Origin of the sequence: Methylobacterium haplocladii, assembly GCF_007992175.1 — a bacterium.
Taxonomy (GTDB): Bacteria; Pseudomonadota; Alphaproteobacteria; order Rhizobiales; family Beijerinckiaceae; genus Methylobacterium; species Methylobacterium haplocladii.
The window spans coordinates 120,681-138,652 of record NZ_BJZT01000014.1 but is presented as its reverse complement, the minus strand read 5'-3'; the positions used below and the strand labels follow the sequence as shown (position 1 = coordinate 138,652).

The window sequence follows — 17,972 nt, the reverse complement described above, 5'->3', positions numbered from 1 at the left end:
TCGCCGGCAATTTGCTCAGGAACGGCGTACGCGTCCTGAGCGAATGCCTGGAAAGGACACGGAGTGCTCAAGCGTCGAGCACCCAGGTGTCCTTGGTCCCGCCGCCCTGGCTGGAATTGACGACGAGAGAGCCCTCCTTGAGGGCGACCCGCGTCAAGCCACCGGGCACGATGCGAATCTCGTCGGCGCCGGCCAGCACGAAGGGCCGCAGGTCGACATGGCGGGGCGCCACGCCGGAGGCGACGAAGGTCGGGCAGGTCGAGAGCGAGAGCGTCGGCTGGGCGATGAAGCCGTCGGGTGCGTGGCGCAGCCGCTTGCCGAATTCCTCGATCTCGCGCCGGGTCGCATGCGGGCCGACGAGCATGCCGTAGCCGCCCGAGCCGTTGACCTCCTTCACGACGAGATCCTTGAGGTTGTCCATCACGTAGGAGAACGCCTCCTTCTCGCGGCAGCGATAGGTCGGCACGTTGTGCAGGATCGGCTCCTCGCCGGTGAAGAACTTCACGATCTCCGGCATGTAGCTGTAGACGGCCTTGTCGTCGGCGATGCCGGTGCCGACCGCGTTCGACAACGTGACGTTGCCGCGCTCGTAGGCGTTCATCAGCCCGGGCACGCCGAGCACGCTGTCGGGCCGGAAAACCAGCGGATCGATGAAGGCGTCGTCGAGCCGGCGGTAGATCACGTCGACCCGGCGCGGCCCTTCGGTGGTGCGCATGTAGACGACGTCGTCCTTGGTGAAGAGGTCCGTCGCCTCCACCAGCTCGACGCCGAGCTTGTCGGCCAAAAACGAGTGCTCGTAGAAGGCCGAATTGTAGCGGCCGGGGGTGAGCAGCACGACGGTCGGATCACGTGTCGCTGATTGCGGGGCGAGGCTGCGGAGCGTGGCCAGCAACGCGTCGGGATAGTTCTCGACCGGCGCGACGCGGTGGCGGGAGAACAGCTCCGGGAACAGCCGGAGCATGACTTCACGATTCTCCAGCATGTAGGAGACGCCCGACGGCGTGCGCGCGTTGTCCTCCAGCACGAAGAAGTCGTTCTCGCCGGTGCGGACGATGTCGATGCCGGCGATGTGGACGTAGAGGTCGTGCGGCACTCGGAAGGAGCGCATCTCCATCTGGTAGTGCTGGTTGCGGTAGACGAGATCGGCCGGGATCACGCCGGCCTTGATGCACTCCTCCGCCCCGTAGATGTCGTTCAGGAACATGTTGAGCGCCGTGACGCGCTGCTTCAGCCCGCGCTCCAGGAAGCTCCATTCGGGCTTCGTGAGCACCCGTGGAATGATGTCGAAGGGGATCAGCCGCTCGGTGGAATCGTTCGAGCCGTAGACGGCGAAGGTGATGCCGATGCGCCGGAACAGCATCTCGGCTTGGCTGCGGCGCGTGTTGAAATGCTCCGGCGGCGTGGTGTCGAGCCAGGACTTGAGGGCGTCGTAGGCGTCGCGCACGGCGGCCCCAGCGAGCGCATCGCCCGGCCCGGTCATCTCGTCGAAGGCTTTCGCCAGCGCCATCAAATTCTCCCCTGTCCTGCCGTTCACCTAGGCAAGAGGCAGGCCAGGGGAAGGGCCGAGCTCGGCCTTCGGTCAGATCAGCTTGAGGCCCTTGAAGCTGGCATGGCCCTCGCGGCCGAGGATGACGTGGTCGTGGACGACGATGCCGAGGGGGTCGAGGACGGCGACGATCTCGCGGGTCATCCGGATGTCGGCGCCCGAGGGCGTCGGGTCGCCGGACGGGTGGTTGTGGGCGAGGATGATCGCGGTGGCGCCGAGCTCGAGGGCGCGGTGTGCGATCTCGCGAATGTAGACCGGCGTGTGATCGACGGTGCCGCGGCCCAGAACTTCGTCGCGGACGAGGTGGTTGCGCTTGTCGAGGAACAGGATGCGGAATTCCTCCCGCGCCGCGAGGGCCATCGCCGCCCGCAGATACGCGTAGACCGCCGCCCAGGACGACAGCAGTGGCCGGTCCTTCAGCGCACCGCGCGCGATGCGCTGTCCGGCGACGGCCACGAGTTTCAAGTCGGCGACGACCCCGGAGGTCATTCCCTCGATGGCGGTGAGCTGGTCGGTTTCGGCCGAAAGCACCTCGGCGAACGATCCGAAGCGCTCGATCAGCGTCTTGGCGAGCGGCTTCACGTCCCGCCGTGGGATCGCGCGAAACAGGACGAGTTCGAGGAGTTCGTAATCGGCGAGCGCCTCGGCGCCGGCGTTCAGGAAGCGGGCGCGCAGGCGGTCGCGATGGCCGTGATAATGCGGCTCGTCGGCCGTCACCGGAGTCAGCAGATCGGGCGGCGGCAGCCGGCGCGTCATCGGAAAGGATCAGCCCTGCGGGGCTGGCTGGTCGAGCCCCTTCGGCGACAGCGTAAAGATCTCGAAACCGGTCTCGGTCACCGCGACGGTGTGCTCGAACTGGGCCGAGAGCGAGCGGTCGCGGGTCACCGCGGTCCAGCCGTCGGAGAGCACCTTCACCGCGGGGCGACCGAGATTGATCATCGGCTCGACAGTGAAGAACTGGCCGGGCTTGAGCGGCACGTCGTAGCTCGCCTCGACGTAGTGCAGGATGGTCGGTGCGTCATGATAGACGCGGCCAAGCCCGTGGCCGCAGAAATCGCGCACCACCGAGCAGCGCTCGGCTTCCGCGTAGGACTGGATGGCGTGGCCGATGTCGTTGGTCGAGCCGCCCGGCCGGATCGCCCGGATGCCGCGCATCAGCGACTCGTAGGTGATCTCGCACAGGCGCTGGGCCTTGCGCGCCACCTCGCCGACATAGGCCATCCGGCTGGAATCGCCGTGCCAACCGTCGAGGATCAGGCAGATGTCGAGATTGACGATGTCGCCCTCGCGCAGCGGCTTGTCGTTGGGAATGCCGTGGCAGACGACGTGGTTGATCGAGGTGCAGATCGACTTCGGGTAGCCGCGATAGAGCAACGACGCCGGATAGGCGTTGTGATCCATGGCGAAGGTGTAGGCGAGCCGGTCGAGATATTCCGTGGTCACGCCGGGTTGCGTCGCTTCCACGAGGATGTCGAGCGCCTCCGCCGTCAGACGGCCGGCGCGGCGCATTCCCTCGAAACCCTCCGGGCCGTGGATGGGCGGCTCTGGCGAGCGCCGGCTGCTGGCGGCGACGGCCTGGTCTTCTCGGCTCATGAGATTGTGTTCGGAGATCCGTGGACTGGGCTCTGTCTACGCCGGAGCGCAGACATCGCCAACCCTGGTTGCAGTCAGTAAAGCGGCGGCAGGGCGACGTTCGGGATCGGGAACGGGCCGAGCATCAGCCGGCCGCCGACGAGCTTCACGGTCGGGATCGGCTGCAGCGACGGGTCGCCCTGACCCGGGCCGGCCTCCGCCTCCGGTTCGCGGCGCTTCATGCCGCCGAGGAACTGGCCGACGAGATTGCCGATCAGTGCGCCCTTGTCGTTGCCGAAACGCTTGCCCATGACTTGGCCGATCAGGTCGCCCAGCCCGGCGGCGCGGACGTCGAACTGCCCCTCCGGCCGGTGGGCCTCGTCGAGCCCGACCTCGCCCTTGGCCTGAAGCCGGCGGTTGCCCTTCACCAGCGACAGCGCCGTGATGTCGAGCTGGCCCTCGGCCAGCCGCCAGGCTTCGAGCTCCTTCTCAAGGGCGCGGGTGCGGAGCACGGTGGCCCGTTCGAGCGTCGCGTCGAGGGACGCCTCCAGCGGATCGGCGTTGCCGAGCAGCGGATCGAGCTGCGGGACGAGGCCGTCGGTCAGGCGCAGGTTGAGGTCGACCGCGCCGTCGGACTCGAAGCGGCCGGGCGTCGGCCGTGCATGCAGTTCGAGATGCTTCGCGGCGAAGTCGATCGAGCCGGGCTCACCCCCGCGCACGCTGCCCTTCGGCCCGTCGACCACCAGCGAGGCCCGCACGAAGCCGTCTGAGGCGCCGTGGAAGCTGCCTTCCAGCGCGGTCCAGGTCACGTCGCCGGTGAGATCGCCCTGCTCGACATGGAACGGGCCGGTCGCCTGCAGGATGGCGTGGCGCGGCTGGTAGACCTGCACCAGCACCGTGAATGGCCCGAGGCTGAAGCCGCCGTCCGAGCGCGCGAATTTCAGGGAGGCGCAGCGCAGTTCGATGCGGAACGGATAGCCTGTGATCGAGCGGTCGGCGCAGGTCCAGTTGCGTCCGGCGGCCGCCTCGCGGGCGAGCCAAGCGTCCATTTCCGAGGCGGCCTTGCCGCGGACCCAGAACCAGCCGGCCGACCAGATCAGCGCCAAGGCCAGGAGCAGGATGTAGGGCAGGAACAGCCCGACCCGCGAACGGCGCTTTGCCGCCGCCGGCGTCGGTCCGGTATTCGGCTCCGATCCCTGCGCCATCGATGAATCCTCGGCTCCGCCCCGGACGTCGCGGGCGGGCCGTCTTTGGCGACAGGATCCCGCCGGCGCAAGGGCGGACGCCCGAGCCGGCGGCCGGCCGCGCCGCCGCCCGATCAGTTCTGCGTGAGCGGATGGAGGTCGAGATCCGCGACGACGGCACGGCGCTCGTCCTCCCCGTCTGCCAGACGATGGACGTGCATCTCGGTGGCGCCGCGCCGGGCGACATGGGCCAGCCAGCCCTGCATCAGCCGCTCGCGCGGGCTGTCGCCGGAGGTGGTCACCGACACCGGCTGCGCGATCCCGGCGCCGTCGCGGCGCACTGCGATCACCACCGCATCGCCCATCTCCATCAGATCCGGCTCGACCAGATCGTGAATGCCGACGACGTAGCGCCGTCCCGAGCGGCCGCGCCACGCGCTCAGGGTCAGGGCCGGTGTCCCGCGCAGGCTCGCGATAGTCCTCAGTCGCTCTTCACGCATGACCGTTCTCCGATCCATATGTTCGCTATTTGTTCTTTTTATCGTTGGCGAATCGGCCGCGTCAAGCGTGGTCGAAGCGGAATTACGCACACGGATATCCACAGGCTGTCCACAAGCGTGGGAGCGGTCGTGGGTCAGTTTGAATTTGGGGAAGCGATCCTGCGAGCTTCCTTGGGGTGTGGCGCAATCGTTAGGCCCCCCAGAACGGAGCGTTTTTGGGAATTTCAAACCGACCCGCTACCGCGAGCCCGGCGGTGGAACCCTTCGGCATGGCCCGGCCTTGGTCCAGTCCAGACGGCACGGCAGATTCGTGACATGACAGTAACTTCGACGCGCTTCCGCATCTCGGTCGACCCGACGGGCCACGACGCCTCGCCCTGGAGCTGGTCGGTCTACCGGTACGGGGCCGAGCAGCCGCTGATGCGATCGACGGCCATGTTCTCCAAACGCAGCGAGGCCGAGGCCGCGGGGCAGGAAGCCGTGGCCGACCTTCGCCTGAGCAAGCAGCGCGAGGAACGGCAGGAGCTGCAGGCTCGGATCTGATCCGGGTTGAGCGACCGCCCGATGCAGGCTCACCCGTTTTCGGGCGGCTGATCCGGCGCGCGATCGGCGGGAAGACCGTCATAGCCTTCGAGCCAGGAACGACGCTCGGGTGAGCCGGCGGCATAGCGACAGGAATCCTTCGGGCGACCGTGGGCACGAGCACGGGCGCCCTCGGCGCTGGCGTCGGTCTTCGGGTCGGCGACACCGGTCATAGGAGAGGTATGGAGGCGCTCATGGGCTTCTCCATTGCCCGCGGGCCGCGACCTAACGGCTGCTCGCCTCGACGTTGCCCGGCGCGCTGCGCCAGCCGGTCTCGACCGAAAAACCGGCGCTCTTCGGCGCATCGGAATCCTCGCCGACGAAGACGCGGTAATCGCCGGCCTCCACCACCAGCGTGCCGTCGGTGTCGTGGAAGCCGAGATCGCGCGAGGGGACGCGGAAGGTCGCGACGGCCGTCTCGCCGGGCGCCAGCACCATCGGCACGGCGCCCTTGAGCAGGCGCAGCGGCCGGCTGCGGCTGGCGACGGGTTGGTTGAGGTAGAGCTGTGCCACCGTGCGGCCGGGCCGCGTGCCGGTATTGGTCACGGAGGTCCTCACCTCCAGTACGGCCTCGTAGCGGTCGCCGACGCCGACCTTCGGCGTCACCACCTCCGGGTCGCCGTAGGCGAAGCTCGTGTAGGTGAGGCCATAGCCGAAGGGGAAGCGCGGCGAGATGGTCTCGTCGTTGTAGCCGAGCGTCCAGCGTGCGCCGTCGATATGCGGGCGGCCTCCGGCGCGGCGGTCGTAGGTGAGCGGCATCTGGCCGACCGTGCGCGGCCAGCTGAGCGGCATCTTGCCGGACGGGTCGAAATCGCCGAACAGCGTCTCGGCCACCGCCGGGCCGCCCTCGGTGCCGGGGATCCAGATCATCATCGCGGCCTGCGCCCGGTCGATCGCCTCATGCAGCTCGACCGGGCGGCCGCCGAAGACGAGGAGCAGCAGCGGCTTGCCCGTTGCGGCGAGTTCCTGGACGAGATCCTGCTGCAGCCCGCGCATGCCGAGATAGGCGCGCGACGAACCTTCGCCGGACTGGTCGCGGCCCTCACCGATGACCGCGACCACGAGGTCGGCGGCCTTCGCCGCTTCGATCGCCTTCGGGAAATCGGCGCGCTCCGAACAGATGCGGTCGCAGCCGGCGGCGTAGTCGAGGGCGATCCCGGCCTTGGCCGCGCGCTCGGTCAGCCCGGTGCGGATCGAGATCACGTCGTCGACCTGTCCGTTGCCCTCGTGCGGGCCGACCTGATCCCACTTCGCATCGGCGAAGGGGCCGACCAGCGCGATGCGTTTTACGGTTCTCGGGTCGATCGGCAGCAGATTTCTGTCGTTCTTCAGCAGCACGAAGCTGGCCCGGGCGGTCTCCCGAGCGACGGCACGGGTCTCCGGCGTGAGCAGGCGCCCTTCCGCCGTCGCGGGGTCGAGCACCGGCCGGTCGAACAGGCCGAGGCCGAATTTCAGGCGCAGGACCCGGCGCACGGACTCGTCGACCGAGGCCTGCGAGATGCGGCCGGCGCGCACCTCCTCCGGCAAATGCTTCACGAACAATCCGCTCGTCATGTCCATGTCGACGCCGGCGGCGACGGCCTTGCGCGTCGCCTCGGCGCCATCCCGGGCGACCCCGTGCTTGATCAGGCTGGCCACGGCCTCCCAATCGGCGATGACGACGCCCTTGAAGCCCATCTCGCGGCGCAGGATCTGCGTCATGAGATGACCGTCGGCGGTGGTCGGCACGGCGTTGAGCGCGGTCAGCGCGGTCATCACCGAGTCGGCCCCGGCGCGGATGCCGGCGCGGAACGGCGGCAGGTGCGTATCGTAGAGTTCGGTCGGCGACACCCAGGTCACGTCGTAGTCGCGCCCGCCATAGACGGCGCTGTAGCCGGCGAAGTGCTTGAGCGTGGAGGCGACGCCGCCGTCGCGAAACCCCTCGACCTGGGCCGCGGCGAGCTGGCCGGTGAGCCAGGTATCCTCGCCGAGCCCCTCGACGACGCGGCCCCAGCGCAGGTCGCGCGCCACGTCGGCCATCGGAGAGAACGACCAGTTGATGCCCGCGGCCAGGGTCTCGCGGGCAGCCGCAGCGGATGCACGCCGCACGAGATCGGGATCGAAGCTCGCCGCCATGCCGATCGGCAGCGGGAACACCGTGCGGTAGCCGTGAACGATGTCCAGCGAGATCAGCAGCGGGATGCCGAGCCGCGAGGTCCGGGCGTAGCCGTCGATGTTGGAGGCGAGGTTCTGGTTGGAGAAGTTGATGACGGCGCCAACCTCGCCGCGACGGACACTCTCCGGGTCGAATCCGGGCTCGAGCGAGACGAGGTTGAGCTGTCCCGCCTTCTCCTCGAGCGTCATCTTGGCGAGCAGCGCCTCGACGCGGTCGTCGACGGTCTCGGATCGGGCGGCCATGCTGCATCCCGCCAACAGGACGGATGCCAGCACCCGACCGCCGAACCGCGCCGCCTTGCCCCGCATCGTCATTCCTCCGTCGATCGCCCGCGGCCTTATGCCGGGTTGCGTCGTCGATCGAGGAGATTCGTCGGGCAGCGTGGTCGAATTACGCCGATTTCCCGCCCGAAAGCGCTCAGGCCGCCACCGGACGGCGCCCGCGCTGGATCGCCCAGGCCCCGCCGAGGATCGCGAACCAGACCGGCGAGACCATCAGCGCCATCCGCGTATCGGCCTCCAGCGTCAGCAGAACGAGGATGAAGGCGAAGAAGGCGAGGCAGGCATACGACATGACGATCCCGGCGGGCATCCGGTAGGCCGAGCGGGCGTGCAGTTCGGGTCGGTTCCTGCGGTAGGCGAGATAGGCGCACAGGATGATCGCCCACACGAACATGAACAGCACGGCCGAGAGCGTGGTGACCAGCGTGAAGGCGGTGCCGAGATCGGGCACGAGATAGACCAGCAGGACGCCGCCGAGCAGGCAGAGGCCGGTGAAGTAGAGCCCGTTCGAGGGCACGCGCTGCGACGACAGCTTGCCGAAGGCGGCCGGCGCGTCGTTCTTGCCCGCGAGGCCGTAGAGCATCCGGCTCGTCGAGAAGATGCCGCTGTTGGCGGAGGAGGCCGCCGAGGACATCACCACGAGGTTGACGAAGGCGGCCGCCGCCGGAAGCCCGGCCAGCACGAACAGCTCGACGAAGGGGCTCTTGTCGGCGCTCAGCGTCTTCCAGGGCGTCACCGCCATGATCACGGCGAGCGCGCCGAGATAGAACAGCAGGATGCGGATTGGAATCGCGTTGATGGCGCGCGGCAGGGTCGTCTCGGGGTCGCGCGTCTCGGCCGCCGTGGTGCCGACGAGCTCGATCCCGACGAAGGCGAAGACCGCGATCTGGAACCCAGCGAAGAACCCCGTCAGCCCCGTCGGAAACAGCCCGTCCCGAGTGATGTTGGCGAGGTCCGCCTTCGCACCCGAGGGCGCGGTGAAGCCGGTGGCGACGAGCGCGATGCCGACGAAGATCAGCGCCATGATCGCGACGATCTTGATCATCGCGAACCAGAATTCGAGCTCGCCGAAGGCCCGCACGTTGATGAGGTTGAGTCCGAGCAGCAGCCCGACGCAGAGCAGCGCCGGGATCCAGCTCGGCAGATCGGGAAAGAAGAATTTCGCGTAGGCCGCGATGGCCACGACCTCGGCGATGGCCGTGACGATCCAGCAGAACCAGTAGGTCCAGCCCGTGAAGAACCCGGCCCACGGCCCGAGCAGATCGTCGGCGAAATCCGTAAAGGATTTGTAGGCCAGATTCGAGAGCAGCAGCTCGCCGAGCGCCCGCATCACGAAGAACAGCATCAGGCCGATGATCAGGTAGACCAGCAGGATCGAGGGTCCGGCGACCGAGATGGTCTTGCCCGAACCCATGAACAGCCCGGTACCGATGGCGCCGCCGAGCGCCATCATCTGGATGTGACGGTTCTCGAGACTGCGCTCGAGCCCCTGGCCGGTCCCCGCCGCCCCGCCGGTGTGACCCGTTCCCGCCATTGCCGTCCCCCGCCCAAGCTCGGCCCTGGGCGGATGTTGTAGCGGTGGCGGACGGCGGCAGGAAGCGGGGAATGACGGCTCGGAAAGGGAGATCGAGCGGCAGCGATTACCCCCCGATCGTTGGTTTCAAGTGCAGGTGAAAACGTGTTCCGAACCGGGTCTTGGCGCGATCGGCTTGCAGCACGTCCGACATCCGACCCCAGCACGGTGCCGGCCGCCCATGCGGGGCTCCTCGGCAACACGATCGCTAGACGCTTCTCCAAGGCTTCGCCTCTTGCGGAGACTGCGCCAGCAGATCCAGCATCGCCGCAACGATCAGCGTGGCGATGCCGGCGCCGCCGATCCAGGCGCGATGCGTCTCGCCGCGTTCGAGGCGGATTTCGGTTCCGCCGGTCATGACGCGAGCGGTGAAGCCCCAATCCGGCAGGACGTTGTTCAGGAGCCGCATGGCGTCTTCGTAGGACGTCAGGAAGTCGCCGAGCCGCAGGCTGCGGACGGTGATGTAGTGGAACTTCTTGAAGTCGTTGGAGGGCATTCTGTTTCGCGGAGAGGGGCTCTCGCCTCGGGCGTTCAGGAAGATCGTATTCGTGCCCAGAGCGTAACGCTCACCCTGCGACTGGATCAGCGGCTCGAACAGGGCGTCCATGATCTCGTCGATCGCCTCCACGTGACGCCAACGATAGGCATACGGGTCGAGGAGCCGGTTGCGGAGGGCGAGGACCCGGCTGGTGTCGATGACCCGCGGATCCGGCGGCATCGCCGGGTAGCGGATGCCGCGATAGGGCGCGAGCTTCGCATCGACCGCCGCCTGATCCCGCTCGAAGTCCCGGTCGTCCGGAGGCTCGGTTTCGGGGCCCACATCGAGAAGGCGCGTCATCCAGTCGGGCAAAGGCATCCAAAACCTCCGATAGGATCGTGCGAACGTCAGGGCGCTGTCCGGATCGGAACCGAGCCGAGGCGGCCTACCCGGCCAGCTTGGCCAGTTCCGCCGCATCGCGCCCGACGACCGTATCGAGCACCGACAGTTTGTCTGCCCGCAACCGGGCCGCCAACCCGCTCTTGATCGATTCGACCAGCCCAGGCCCCTCGTAGACCAGTGCCGAATAGAGTTGGATCAGGCTCGCGCCGGCCCGGATCTTGGTCCAGGCGGCCTCGGCCGAGTCGATGCCGCCGACGCCGATCAGCGGTATCCGGCCGCCGACGCGTAAAAAGGTCTCGGCCAGGAGCCGGGTCGAGGGCGCGAAGAGCGGACGGCCGGAGAGGCCTCCGGTCTCGGTCGCGAGGCGCCGTTCGGTGAGGGTGGCGGGCCGGGCGATGGTGGTGTTGGAGACCACGAGGGCCTGCACGCCGCGCCGCAGGGCCGTCGCCGCCATCGCGTCGAGGGCGTCGAGGGTGATGTCGGGGGCGATCTTCAGGAGGATCGCCGTGCCGGCCGAGGCCTCGTCGCGGGCGGCGACCACACGGGCCAGGAGATCGTCGAGGAAGGCCTCGCCCTGGAGGTCGCGCAGGCCCGGCGTGTTGGGCGAGGAGACGTTGACGGTGATGAAGTCGACGAGCGGCGCCAGCGCCCGTGTGCAGGCGACGTAGTCGGCGAGCCGGTCGGGCGCTTCCTTGTTTGCGCCGATGTTGACGCCGACGACGCCTCCCCTGCCCCGCCGGGCGCGCAGCCGGTCGGCGACGGCATCGAGGCCTTCGCTGTTGAGGCCGAAGCGGTTGATGACGGCACGGTCGCCCGTAAGGCGAAACACGCGGGGCTTCGGATTGCCGGGCTGGGGTTTCGGCACCACGCCGCCGACTTCCACGAAGCCGAAGCCGAGGCCGAGCACGGCGTCGGGCACCCGCGCGCCCTTATCGAAGCCGGCCGCGAGGCCGACCGGATTGGGGAAGGTCTTTCCGAAGACCCGGACCGCCAGACGCGGATCGGAGGCCGGGGGCGTGCGCGGCGGCAGCAAGGCCAGGGCGCGGAGTGTCAGGTCGTGCGCGGTCTCGGCATCGAGTCCGTGCAGGAGGGGCTTCGCCAGGGGAAACAGGGCGCCGATCATGCGCCGAGGCCTTCCGTCAGGGTCGCCGGGAAGACGTGCCGGCCGTCGGCCCCCAGAGGCAGATCGTGGACGGTCCGCACCGCGCTCAGCGGTAGCGCGCCGTAGAGATGCGGGAACAGGTCGCCACCGCGCGAGGGCTCGAAGCGCAACGCGTCCCCCAACGCCTCGGTCTCGATCGCGACGAGCAGGAGATCGTCGATGCCGGCAAAATGGCGCGCCGCCGTCTCCACGGCCTGCGCGGCGGTCGAGAAGTGAATGAAGCCGTCGGCATGGTCGATCGGCGCCCCGTCGAAGCGGCCGGCGGCCTCCGCCTCGCGCCACAGGGCACGCGGGCAGATCTTGTAGACGAGCATTCGGGCCTCTCTCGCGTGCAGCGCAAGCGTTCGAGCGATTAAGCCTCACGGCCGGCTCTCGCAACCGAAGCGTGCCATCGCCCAAAAGAGCATCTTTTGCAGCGCGGCAACGCATGCGAGAATCGGTCCCGGTTCGAGCAGCATTCACATTGCTTTCGATCCAGGGTAGTTCTACTTTCCTAGCTCTAGGCCGGCGGTCTTAGTCGGCCCGACCTCACGAGCTCACATGCTGTCGCACGACCAGATTTGGATGGCGATCGACCGTCTGGCCGAGCGCTATGGCTACTCGGCCTCGGGGCTGGCGCGGCGGGCCGGGCTCGACGCCACCAGCTTCAACCGCTCCAAGCGGATCGGGCCGGATGGGCGCAAGCGCTGGCCGTCGACCGAGTCGGTCTCGAAGGTCCTGGCGGCCACTGGCGCCGGCCTCGACGATTTCCTGCGCCTCATCGTCTCGCGCGACGGACCGCTCTGCACCATGGTGCCGCTGATCGGCATGACGCAGGCCGGCGCCGGCCGGCTCTTCACCGACGAGGGCATGCCCACGGGTGGTCCGGGCTGGGAGGAGATCGAGTTTCCCGACCTCGGCGGGGATCGCGCCTTTGCCCTGGAGGTGCAGGGCGATTCGATGGCGCCGCTCTATCGCGACGGCGACGTGCTGATCGTCTCGCCCACCGCCAGCGTGCGCAAGGGCGACCGCGTCGTGGTGCGGCTGTCATCGGGCGAAGTACTGGCCAAGGAGCTGCGTCGGCGCACCGCACGTACGGTGGAACTGGGCTCGCTCAACCCCGAGCACGAGGACCGCAACGTGCCGGTGGCCGAGATCGCTTGGATGGTCCGGGTGATGTGGGTGCGCCAGTAGGCTGCCGACCCGCGCTTGCAACCCAGCCTTGGGCATTGCGGCGAATGCAGGTATCGATCGCGGCGATGCGAGCCGGCTCCGGGCGTGCACGCGTGACGGGATGCAGTCAGGAACAACGGCCATGCCTTCGCCCGACGAGCACGGCACATCGGACAACCACTCCGCCATTCTGTCGCCGGATGCGCTCGCGCTTCTGGCCGCATCGCCGGTCCCGGCCTTCGTCATCGCCGACGGCGTTCTGACCGCAGCGAATCCGGCGCTCGCCACGCTTACCGGTCATGCCGATGCCGAACTCCTCGCCGGCGGCCTCGAGCTTTTCCAGAGCAAGCAGGGCGATACGGCCGCTTGGGGCGCCCTGCGGGAAGCGGTGGCGGCCGGCCGGGGGGGCGCCGGCGACCTGCTCTGCCTGCGCAAGAACGGTTCCTCGTTCTGGGCGACGATCCAGGTGGTGCCGCTCGCGGGCACCGCGACGCTGCTCGGCCAGGTCGTCGACATCACTCGGCGCGTCGACGCCGAGGGCGCGCTCTTCCTGTCGCAGCAGCGCGAGGCGCTGGGGCTGCTCACCAACAGCGTGGCGCACGAGTTCAACAACTTCCTGCAGATCCTGATCGGCTATGTCGACGGGTTGAAGCGCCGCCTCGCCGACCGGCAGGAGCCCTTCATTCAGCGCGCCGTGACCCGCTCGACCGAGGCCGCGGAGCGTGCCGCCATCCTGACCCGCCATCTCCTGACCCATTCGCGCCGGATCGCGCCGGACGTGCGCGCCGTCGACCTCGATGCCTTCATCGGATCGATTGGCGCGTCGCTACGCACGTCGCTGCCGCCACGGATCGACCTGACGATCAGTACGACGCAGGATCTGGCGCCCGCCCTGTGCAATCCGACGCAGGTGGAACTCGCGCTCCGGCACATACTGGCGAATTCCGCCGAGGCGATAACGGATTCGGGCACGATCACCGTCGCGACCTTTGCCGTCGCCCCCGGCGACCGCACCCTCCAGCGCCCCTCCGACGGTGCCGTCGGCATCGCGATCTCGGATCGCGGACACGGCATGTCGCCGGAGATGCTGACCCGTGCGCTGGCGCCCTTCGCCACCAGCCGCGAGGCCGGCCGCGGCGTCGGGCTCGCGATCGTTCACGGCTTGATGAAGCGCCAGAACGGCACGATCTCCCTGGACAGTCGGCAGGGCGAGGGAACCACCGTTCGCCTGATCTTCCCCGCTGCTCCTTAGAATCGACCGATCCGGTCGCGATCGGCGGTCGGCATGAAATCAGTCGGGACTAAAACTCGATTGAGAACGTCTCCATATCAAGAGTGGGCGAATTCCGCCCGACTCGAACTTTTTCAGAGGATCTCCATGGCAACCCCCACCACCGGTCGCAGGCGCATGGCGACCATGCTCGCCCTTGCCGCAGCACTGGCGGTCACCGCCGCGCCGGTCGTCGAGGCCCGTCCCGGCGGCGGTGGCGGCAGCTTTGGTTCGCGCGGCTCGCGCACCTACAGCCCGCCGCCGAGCACCAATACGTCTCCCGGCGCCACGGCGCCGATCCAGCGCTCGCAGACGGCGCCGAGCCCGGGCATGACCAATCCCGGCATGCAGGCAGCCCCCGGCCGTCGCTTCGGCGGCGGCTTCTTCGCGGGTCTGTTGGGCGCGGGGCTTCTCGGCGCGCTCGTCGGCGGCGGCTTCTTCGGGGGCCTCGGCGGCATCGCCTCGTTCCTCGGCCTGCTCCTGCAGGTCGGTTTGCTGGTCGGTCTGGTGATGCTGGCGGTGCGATTGTTCCGTCGCCGCCAGGGCGGCGGCCAGCCGGCCATGGCCGGTAACGCGCCCTACGCCCGCTCGCACCTCAATGGCGCGGGCGTGGGTGGTGCGGCTCCCTATGGCGGTGGCGGCTCCGCCCCTCCGCAGGCGGCGCAGCCGGTCACCGTGCAGCCGGCAGACTACGAGGCCTTCGAGCGCAACCTCGGCGAGGTCCAGACCGCCTATGGCCGCGAGGATCTCGGCGCCCTGCGCCGGGTCGCGACGCCGGAGATGGTCGGTTATTTCGAAGAGGAGCTGCGGGCCAACGCCCAGCGCGGCGTCGTGAACCGGATCTCCGACGTGAAGCTCCTGCAGGGGGACCTGTCGGAGGCTTGGCGCGAGGGCAACGTAGAGTACGCCACCGTTGCCATGCGGTTCGCCCTGAAGGACGTCACCATCGAACGGAACTCGCAGCGTGTCGTCGAGAACGGTCCGTCCGAGGCCAAGGAGTTCTGGACCTTCGCCCGCGAGCGCGGCGGGGCCTGGCAGCTGTCCGCGATCCAGCAGGGCCGCTGAGCGCAGCTTTCGGACGTACGAATCGATCGGAGGGCGCCGGGCAGACCGGCGCCCTTTTTCGTGTGCGTCGAGCTGCCGGAATGGCATGGCATAAATAACTCTAGGTTACATTTATTCGACTGAAAGGCAGAAATACACGCATCTCAGGTAGATTTTCCTGGACGCACGCACCGTGCGCATCCTAGCCTCGGGTTCGTTCGGATGCGCCGGCAGCGGCAGGGGCGCCCTGCCCCTCGGAGGCTCTGTCCGACGCAAGAACCAGGAGAGTTGGAATGGGTGAAGCTGCAGGCGATCTGTCACCGCGCGGGGTCGTCGCCGACCTGCGCAACGAGCTCGACAGGCTCGTCGCCGGCCTCGATCAGGAACCGGCGATCAAGGCCTTCAAGGACGGTTCGGCCGACAAGGCCCTCTACGTCGATTTCCTCGTCCAGACCCGGCACTACGTCGCGCTGACGGCGCCCTGCCTCGAAGCGGCCGGTCGTCGTCTCAAGGAGCTCGGCGAGCATCCCGAGCTGGCCGAACTGTTCTTCCAGAAGGCCGACGAGGAGGCCGGCCACGATATCCTCGTCGACGACGACCTGCGCGCGCTGGGCCTGGACCCCGAGGCGACGCTCGCGGCGCACCCGCCGGGCGAGTGGATTACCGCCTACAACAGCTGGATCACGGCGGCGACGAACGGACGTCATCCGGCGGCCTTCCTCGGGAGCGCCTACATCCTCGAAGGGCTCGCGGTGGAACGCGCCGGCAAGGTGGCGAAAGCGCTGGTGGCGACGAGCAGCATTCCGAAGATCGCGGACGCCGTCACCTTCCTCGACCTGCACGCCGAAGCGGATATCGGCCATGTCGACGACCTCGAGCGCATCCTCGCCGGCCTCGAAGACGCCACCGAGTGCGACGCCATCGTCATGACGGCGGCGGCCACCCGCGGCGCCTATCTCGGCATGCTCGACGAGGTCGCACGAACGCGCTCGACGGCGCATTAGCCACGGCCTCCCGGACGAGGAGACGGTCGGAGCTGTCGCTCCTCTCCTCCTTGCCGGGAGGAGCTGTCGGTGGGGGTGGGCAGACGGCACCGCGACGCCCGATCCTGAGCCGCCCCCACCCTCCGACCCCTCCCCGCGCGCGGGGACCGGCGTTCCCGACCTGATCGAACCGCCACCACCTCCAGCACCGATCACGAGGCACCCGGGCGATGTCGACGAGCGACCCCATCACCGGTTACCGCGTCGTCAAGGCATGCACGGTGACCGAACTCGACGCTGCCGCCCAGGTGCGCTGGCAGGTGTTTTCGGAGGCCATGCAGTTGGAGCCCGGCCTGCTGCCGGCGCTCCGCGAGATCAACGGTTTCGACGTGCTCGACACCACCGACAACTTCGTCTGCTACAAGGGCGACGAAGCCATCGGCACGATCAGGCTGCTGCGGCCGAACCCGGCCGTCGCCCGCGTTCAGAAGCTGCCGCTCGGCCTGCCCCTCGAGCTGCAATGCCGGATCGACGACATGCCGCCCCGCGCTCATGTGGCGGAGCTCGGCCGAGCCGCGATCCTGAAAGCGCACCGGGGCTCGCCGGCCATCGGCAAGCTCTACAAGGCGGCCTACGAGGCCTCCCGCCGAGGCGGCATCACCCACTGGATCGGATTCAGCCTGACCGAGACCGACCTGCGCCTGGACACCGACATCGTCCTGGCGATCCTCGGCCGGAAGGGCCGCACCGCCTCAAAACCCTGCCTGCGCTCGACGCTGCCCGAACCGGACCACATCCCCTGTCGGCCGTTTTACACCGAGGAGCAGCGCCGCCTCGCGGCGGAGGGTGCGTTCGAGACGCTGCCGCTACCGGCCATCGTGCGCTTCCTCCTCGGGATCGGCCTGTGCTTCGTCGGGCAGCCCATCTTCGAGCCGACCTTCAAGGAATATGTTTTGCCGATCATGCTGCCGCTCGACGACTTCGCACGGTCGATCTTCGGACGGCGGTACATCGGGAGGACTGCGCTTCCGGAAACGGACCAGAACGCGGCGGCGTGAGTTATCGCCACCGTCGCTTCGCCTGCAGTGACGATGGCGCGCTCCGATCAATCCGTCAGCGCACGCGCCTCTTCCGGCAGCATGATCGGGATGCCGTCGCGGATCGGATAGGCGAGCTTGGCGGATCGGCTGATCAGCTCCTGGCGCGTGGCATCGTAGTCGAGCGATTCTTTGGTCAGCGGACAGACCAGCAATTCGAGGAGCTTGGGATCGACGCGGGTCGCTTCGACGGTCGGGTCGGTGTCGTCGGCCATGGAACGGGTCTCGTTGTTGGGGCTGCCCGGCGCGTATACCCTGACGGGCAGCCGCGCGGGATCCTGAAAATCACTGCAGCGTCGGCTCGGACCCGTCGCCGCGCACCAGTTCCATCTCGGTCACAGCGACAAGCACCTCGGCGCGGGTCTTGAGATCGGGCGCTTCCAGCATCGCCTGCTTTTCGCGGACGCCGAAGGGGCTCATCATGCAGAGCGCGTTGACGAGGGCCTCGTTCGGCGCCTCCTCGATACCGGCCCAGTCGACCTTCAGATCGTTGGCCTCGACGAATTCGCGGAGCGCTTTCAGCACGGCCTCGCGATCGACGGCCTCCTCGCCGGCCCGCGGCTCGAAATCCGAGAAAAAGTCGTCGTAGGAAACCTGGCAGCGGCGATAGCCGGTAGCGGCGATCTCGCTCTCGACGCGGAAGCGGGCGACGCCGGTCAGCGAGATCAGGCAGCGGCCGTCGCCGGTCTCGGCATATTGCGTGATGCGGCCGGCACAACCGACCCGGTAGAGCCGCGGTGCCATTGGCGGTCCGCCGCCGTCGGCCTCCGGCTGGATCATGCCGATGATCCGATCGGTGCGCAGCGCATCGTCGACCATCGTCAGGTAGCGCGGCTCGAAGATGTTGAGCGGCATCTGCCCGCGCGGGAGGAGAAGCGCCCCCGGCAGCGGAAACACGGGGATGATGGCCGGACAATCGCCCGGAGACTTGTAGCCCGAATGCAGGCTCATGAATTCGCCTCCCGGAGGCGACGATTGGACGTGCGCCCGA

The 17,972-nt window shown here is 68.4% G+C and carries 19 protein-coding genes; 6 read left to right on the top strand and 13 right to left on the bottom strand.

Annotated features, from left to right (window positions below; genetic code table 11):
* Window positions 1-67: 67 nt before the first annotated feature.
* The 5 genes from MHA02_RS08010 to MHA02_RS07990 all read right to left on the bottom strand — a co-directional run bounded on the left by MHA02_RS08010 (window position 68) and on the right by MHA02_RS07990 (window position 4,802).
* The gene (locus tag MHA02_RS08010; RefSeq protein WP_147078113.1) at window positions 68-1,507 is read right to left on the bottom strand and encodes a circularly permuted type 2 ATP-grasp protein; all 1,440 of its coding nucleotides are present in this window, start codon (window positions 1,505-1,507) and stop codon (window positions 68-70) included.
* 72 nt (window positions 1,508-1,579) lie between these two features.
* Complete coding sequence (gene radC, locus MHA02_RS08005) at window positions 1,580-2,302, bottom strand: RadC family protein (protein WP_147078112.1); 723 nt, start codon at window positions 2,300-2,302, stop codon at window positions 1,580-1,582.
* A 9-nt stretch (window positions 2,303-2,311) separates the two neighbouring features.
* Window positions 2,312-3,139 (bottom strand): type I methionyl aminopeptidase, encoded by an 828-nt coding sequence (map, locus tag MHA02_RS08000; protein ID WP_147078111.1) that lies wholly within the window; start codon window positions 3,137-3,139, stop codon window positions 2,312-2,314.
* A 74-nt stretch (window positions 3,140-3,213) separates the two neighbouring features.
* Complete coding sequence (locus MHA02_RS07995) at window positions 3,214-4,323, bottom strand: DUF2125 domain-containing protein (RefSeq protein ID WP_147078110.1); 1,110 nt, start codon at window positions 4,321-4,323, stop codon at window positions 3,214-3,216.
* Between the two features lie 113 nt (window positions 4,324-4,436).
* On the bottom strand, window positions 4,437-4,802 hold the full coding sequence (locus tag MHA02_RS07990; protein ID WP_238180283.1) for a hypothetical protein: 366 nt from the start codon (window positions 4,800-4,802) through the stop codon (window positions 4,437-4,439).
* Between the two features lie 315 nt (window positions 4,803-5,117).
* Here MHA02_RS07990 and MHA02_RS07985 point away from each other — a divergent pair, with 315 nt between their 5' ends.
* Entirely contained in the window at window positions 5,118-5,345 is a 228-nt protein-coding gene (locus MHA02_RS07985; RefSeq protein WP_147078109.1) for a hypothetical protein, read from the top strand.
* Between the two features lie 29 nt (window positions 5,346-5,374).
* Here the strand turns inward: MHA02_RS07985 and MHA02_RS07980 are convergent, their stop codons facing one another.
* From MHA02_RS07980 to MHA02_RS07955, 6 genes are all read right to left on the bottom strand, one after another.
* Complete coding sequence (locus MHA02_RS07980; RefSeq protein ID WP_147078108.1) at window positions 5,375-5,557, bottom strand: ribosome modulation factor; 183 nt, start codon at window positions 5,555-5,557, stop codon at window positions 5,375-5,377.
* A gap of 52 nt (window positions 5,558-5,609) precedes the next feature.
* Complete coding sequence (locus MHA02_RS07975) at window positions 5,610-7,847, bottom strand: glycoside hydrolase family 3 N-terminal domain-containing protein (protein ID WP_147078107.1); 2,238 nt, start codon at window positions 7,845-7,847, stop codon at window positions 5,610-5,612.
* Between the two features lie 109 nt (window positions 7,848-7,956).
* Window positions 7,957-9,354, bottom strand: a complete 1,398-nt coding sequence (cycA, locus tag MHA02_RS07970; protein ID WP_147078106.1) for a D-serine/D-alanine/glycine transporter — start codon at window positions 9,352-9,354, stop codon at window positions 7,957-7,959.
* Between the two features lie 247 nt (window positions 9,355-9,601).
* Entirely contained in the window at window positions 9,602-10,249 is a 648-nt protein-coding gene (locus tag MHA02_RS07965; protein WP_147078105.1) for a hypothetical protein, read from the bottom strand.
* Between the two features lie 67 nt (window positions 10,250-10,316).
* Window positions 10,317-11,396, bottom strand: coding sequence for a quinone-dependent dihydroorotate dehydrogenase (locus MHA02_RS07960; protein WP_147078104.1), 1,080 nt, complete (start codon window positions 11,394-11,396; stop codon window positions 10,317-10,319).
* Window positions 11,393-11,749: a DUF952 domain-containing protein gene (locus tag MHA02_RS07955; RefSeq protein ID WP_147078103.1), complete on the bottom strand. Its 357-nt coding sequence runs from the start codon at window positions 11,747-11,749 to the stop codon at window positions 11,393-11,395. Before MHA02_RS07955 ends, MHA02_RS07960 begins: the two co-directional genes overlap by 4 nt.
* Before the next feature lie 226 nt (window positions 11,750-11,975).
* Here MHA02_RS07955 and MHA02_RS07950 point away from each other — a divergent pair, with 226 nt between their 5' ends.
* The 5 genes from MHA02_RS07950 (at window position 11,976) to MHA02_RS07930 (ending at window position 16,942) form a co-directional block, all read left to right on the top strand.
* Window positions 11,976-12,608: a S24 family peptidase gene (locus tag MHA02_RS07950; protein WP_147078102.1), complete on the top strand. Its 633-nt coding sequence runs from the start codon at window positions 11,976-11,978 to the stop codon at window positions 12,606-12,608.
* 121 nt (window positions 12,609-12,729) lie between these two features.
* The gene (locus MHA02_RS07945; RefSeq protein ID WP_147078101.1) at window positions 12,730-13,839 is read left to right on the top strand and encodes an ATP-binding protein; all 1,110 of its coding nucleotides are present in this window, start codon (window positions 12,730-12,732) and stop codon (window positions 13,837-13,839) included.
* A gap of 126 nt (window positions 13,840-13,965) precedes the next feature.
* The gene (locus MHA02_RS07940; RefSeq protein WP_147078100.1) at window positions 13,966-14,922 is read left to right on the top strand and encodes a TIM44-like domain-containing protein; all 957 of its coding nucleotides are present in this window, start codon (window positions 13,966-13,968) and stop codon (window positions 14,920-14,922) included.
* 272 nt (window positions 14,923-15,194) lie between these two features.
* Window positions 15,195-15,905, top strand: coding sequence for an iron-containing redox enzyme family protein (locus MHA02_RS07935; RefSeq protein WP_147078099.1), 711 nt, complete (start codon window positions 15,195-15,197; stop codon window positions 15,903-15,905).
* 209 nt (window positions 15,906-16,114) lie between these two features.
* Complete coding sequence (locus tag MHA02_RS07930) at window positions 16,115-16,942, top strand: GNAT family N-acetyltransferase (RefSeq protein WP_147078098.1); 828 nt, start codon at window positions 16,115-16,117, stop codon at window positions 16,940-16,942.
* A gap of 47 nt (window positions 16,943-16,989) precedes the next feature.
* On the opposite strand, the gene MHA02_RS07925 is transcribed toward MHA02_RS07930, so the two are convergent.
* The gene (locus MHA02_RS07925) at window positions 16,990-17,196 is read right to left on the bottom strand and encodes a Trm112 family protein (RefSeq protein WP_147078097.1); all 207 of its coding nucleotides are present in this window, start codon (window positions 17,194-17,196) and stop codon (window positions 16,990-16,992) included.
* Window positions 17,197-17,266: 70 nt separating this feature from the next.
* Window positions 17,267-17,932: an LON peptidase substrate-binding domain-containing protein gene (locus MHA02_RS07920; RefSeq protein ID WP_147078096.1), complete on the bottom strand. Its 666-nt coding sequence runs from the start codon at window positions 17,930-17,932 to the stop codon at window positions 17,267-17,269.
* Window positions 17,933-17,972: the final 40 nt, after the last annotated feature.

Bases quoted from the DNA above. Each gene is read 5' to 3' on its own strand.
- MHA02_RS08010 (WP_147078113.1), bottom strand. From the start codon at position 1,507: ATGGCGCTGGCGAAAGCCTTCGACGAGATGACCGGGCCGGGCGATGCG.
- radC (WP_147078112.1), bottom strand. From the start codon at position 2,302: ATGACGCGCCGGCTGCCGCCGCCCGATCTGCTGACTCCGGTGACGGCC.
- map (WP_147078111.1), bottom strand. From the start codon at position 3,139: ATGAGCCGAGAAGACCAGGCCGTCGCCGCCAGCAGCCGGCGCTCGCCA.
- MHA02_RS07995 (WP_147078110.1), bottom strand. From the start codon at position 4,323: ATGGCGCAGGGATCGGAGCCGAATACCGGACCGACGCCGGCGGCGGCA.
- MHA02_RS07990 (WP_238180283.1), bottom strand. From the start codon at position 4,802: ATGCGTGAAGAGCGACTGAGGACTATCGCGAGCCTGCGCGGGACACCG.
- MHA02_RS07985 (WP_147078109.1), top strand. From the start codon at position 5,118: ATGACAGTAACTTCGACGCGCTTCCGCATCTCGGTCGACCCGACGGGC.
- MHA02_RS07980 (WP_147078108.1), bottom strand. From the start codon at position 5,557: ATGACCGGTGTCGCCGACCCGAAGACCGACGCCAGCGCCGAGGGCGCC.
- MHA02_RS07975 (WP_147078107.1), bottom strand. From the start codon at position 7,847: ATGCGGGGCAAGGCGGCGCGGTTCGGCGGTCGGGTGCTGGCATCCGTC.
- cycA (WP_147078106.1), bottom strand. From the start codon at position 9,354: ATGGCGGGAACGGGTCACACCGGCGGGGCGGCGGGGACCGGCCAGGGG.
- MHA02_RS07965 (WP_147078105.1), bottom strand. From the start codon at position 10,249: ATGCCTTTGCCCGACTGGATGACGCGCCTTCTCGATGTGGGCCCCGAA.
- MHA02_RS07960 (WP_147078104.1), bottom strand. From the start codon at position 11,396: ATGATCGGCGCCCTGTTTCCCCTGGCGAAGCCCCTCCTGCACGGACTC.
- MHA02_RS07955 (WP_147078103.1), bottom strand. From the start codon at position 11,749: ATGCTCGTCTACAAGATCTGCCCGCGTGCCCTGTGGCGCGAGGCGGAG.
- MHA02_RS07950 (WP_147078102.1), top strand. From the start codon at position 11,976: ATGCTGTCGCACGACCAGATTTGGATGGCGATCGACCGTCTGGCCGAG.
- MHA02_RS07945 (WP_147078101.1), top strand. From the start codon at position 12,730: ATGCCTTCGCCCGACGAGCACGGCACATCGGACAACCACTCCGCCATT.
- MHA02_RS07940 (WP_147078100.1), top strand. From the start codon at position 13,966: ATGGCAACCCCCACCACCGGTCGCAGGCGCATGGCGACCATGCTCGCC.
- MHA02_RS07935 (WP_147078099.1), top strand. From the start codon at position 15,195: ATGGGTGAAGCTGCAGGCGATCTGTCACCGCGCGGGGTCGTCGCCGAC.
- MHA02_RS07930 (WP_147078098.1), top strand. From the start codon at position 16,115: ATGTCGACGAGCGACCCCATCACCGGTTACCGCGTCGTCAAGGCATGC.
- MHA02_RS07925 (WP_147078097.1), bottom strand. From the start codon at position 17,196: ATGGCCGACGACACCGACCCGACCGTCGAAGCGACCCGCGTCGATCCC.
- MHA02_RS07920 (WP_147078096.1), bottom strand. From the start codon at position 17,932: ATGAGCCTGCATTCGGGCTACAAGTCTCCGGGCGATTGTCCGGCCATC.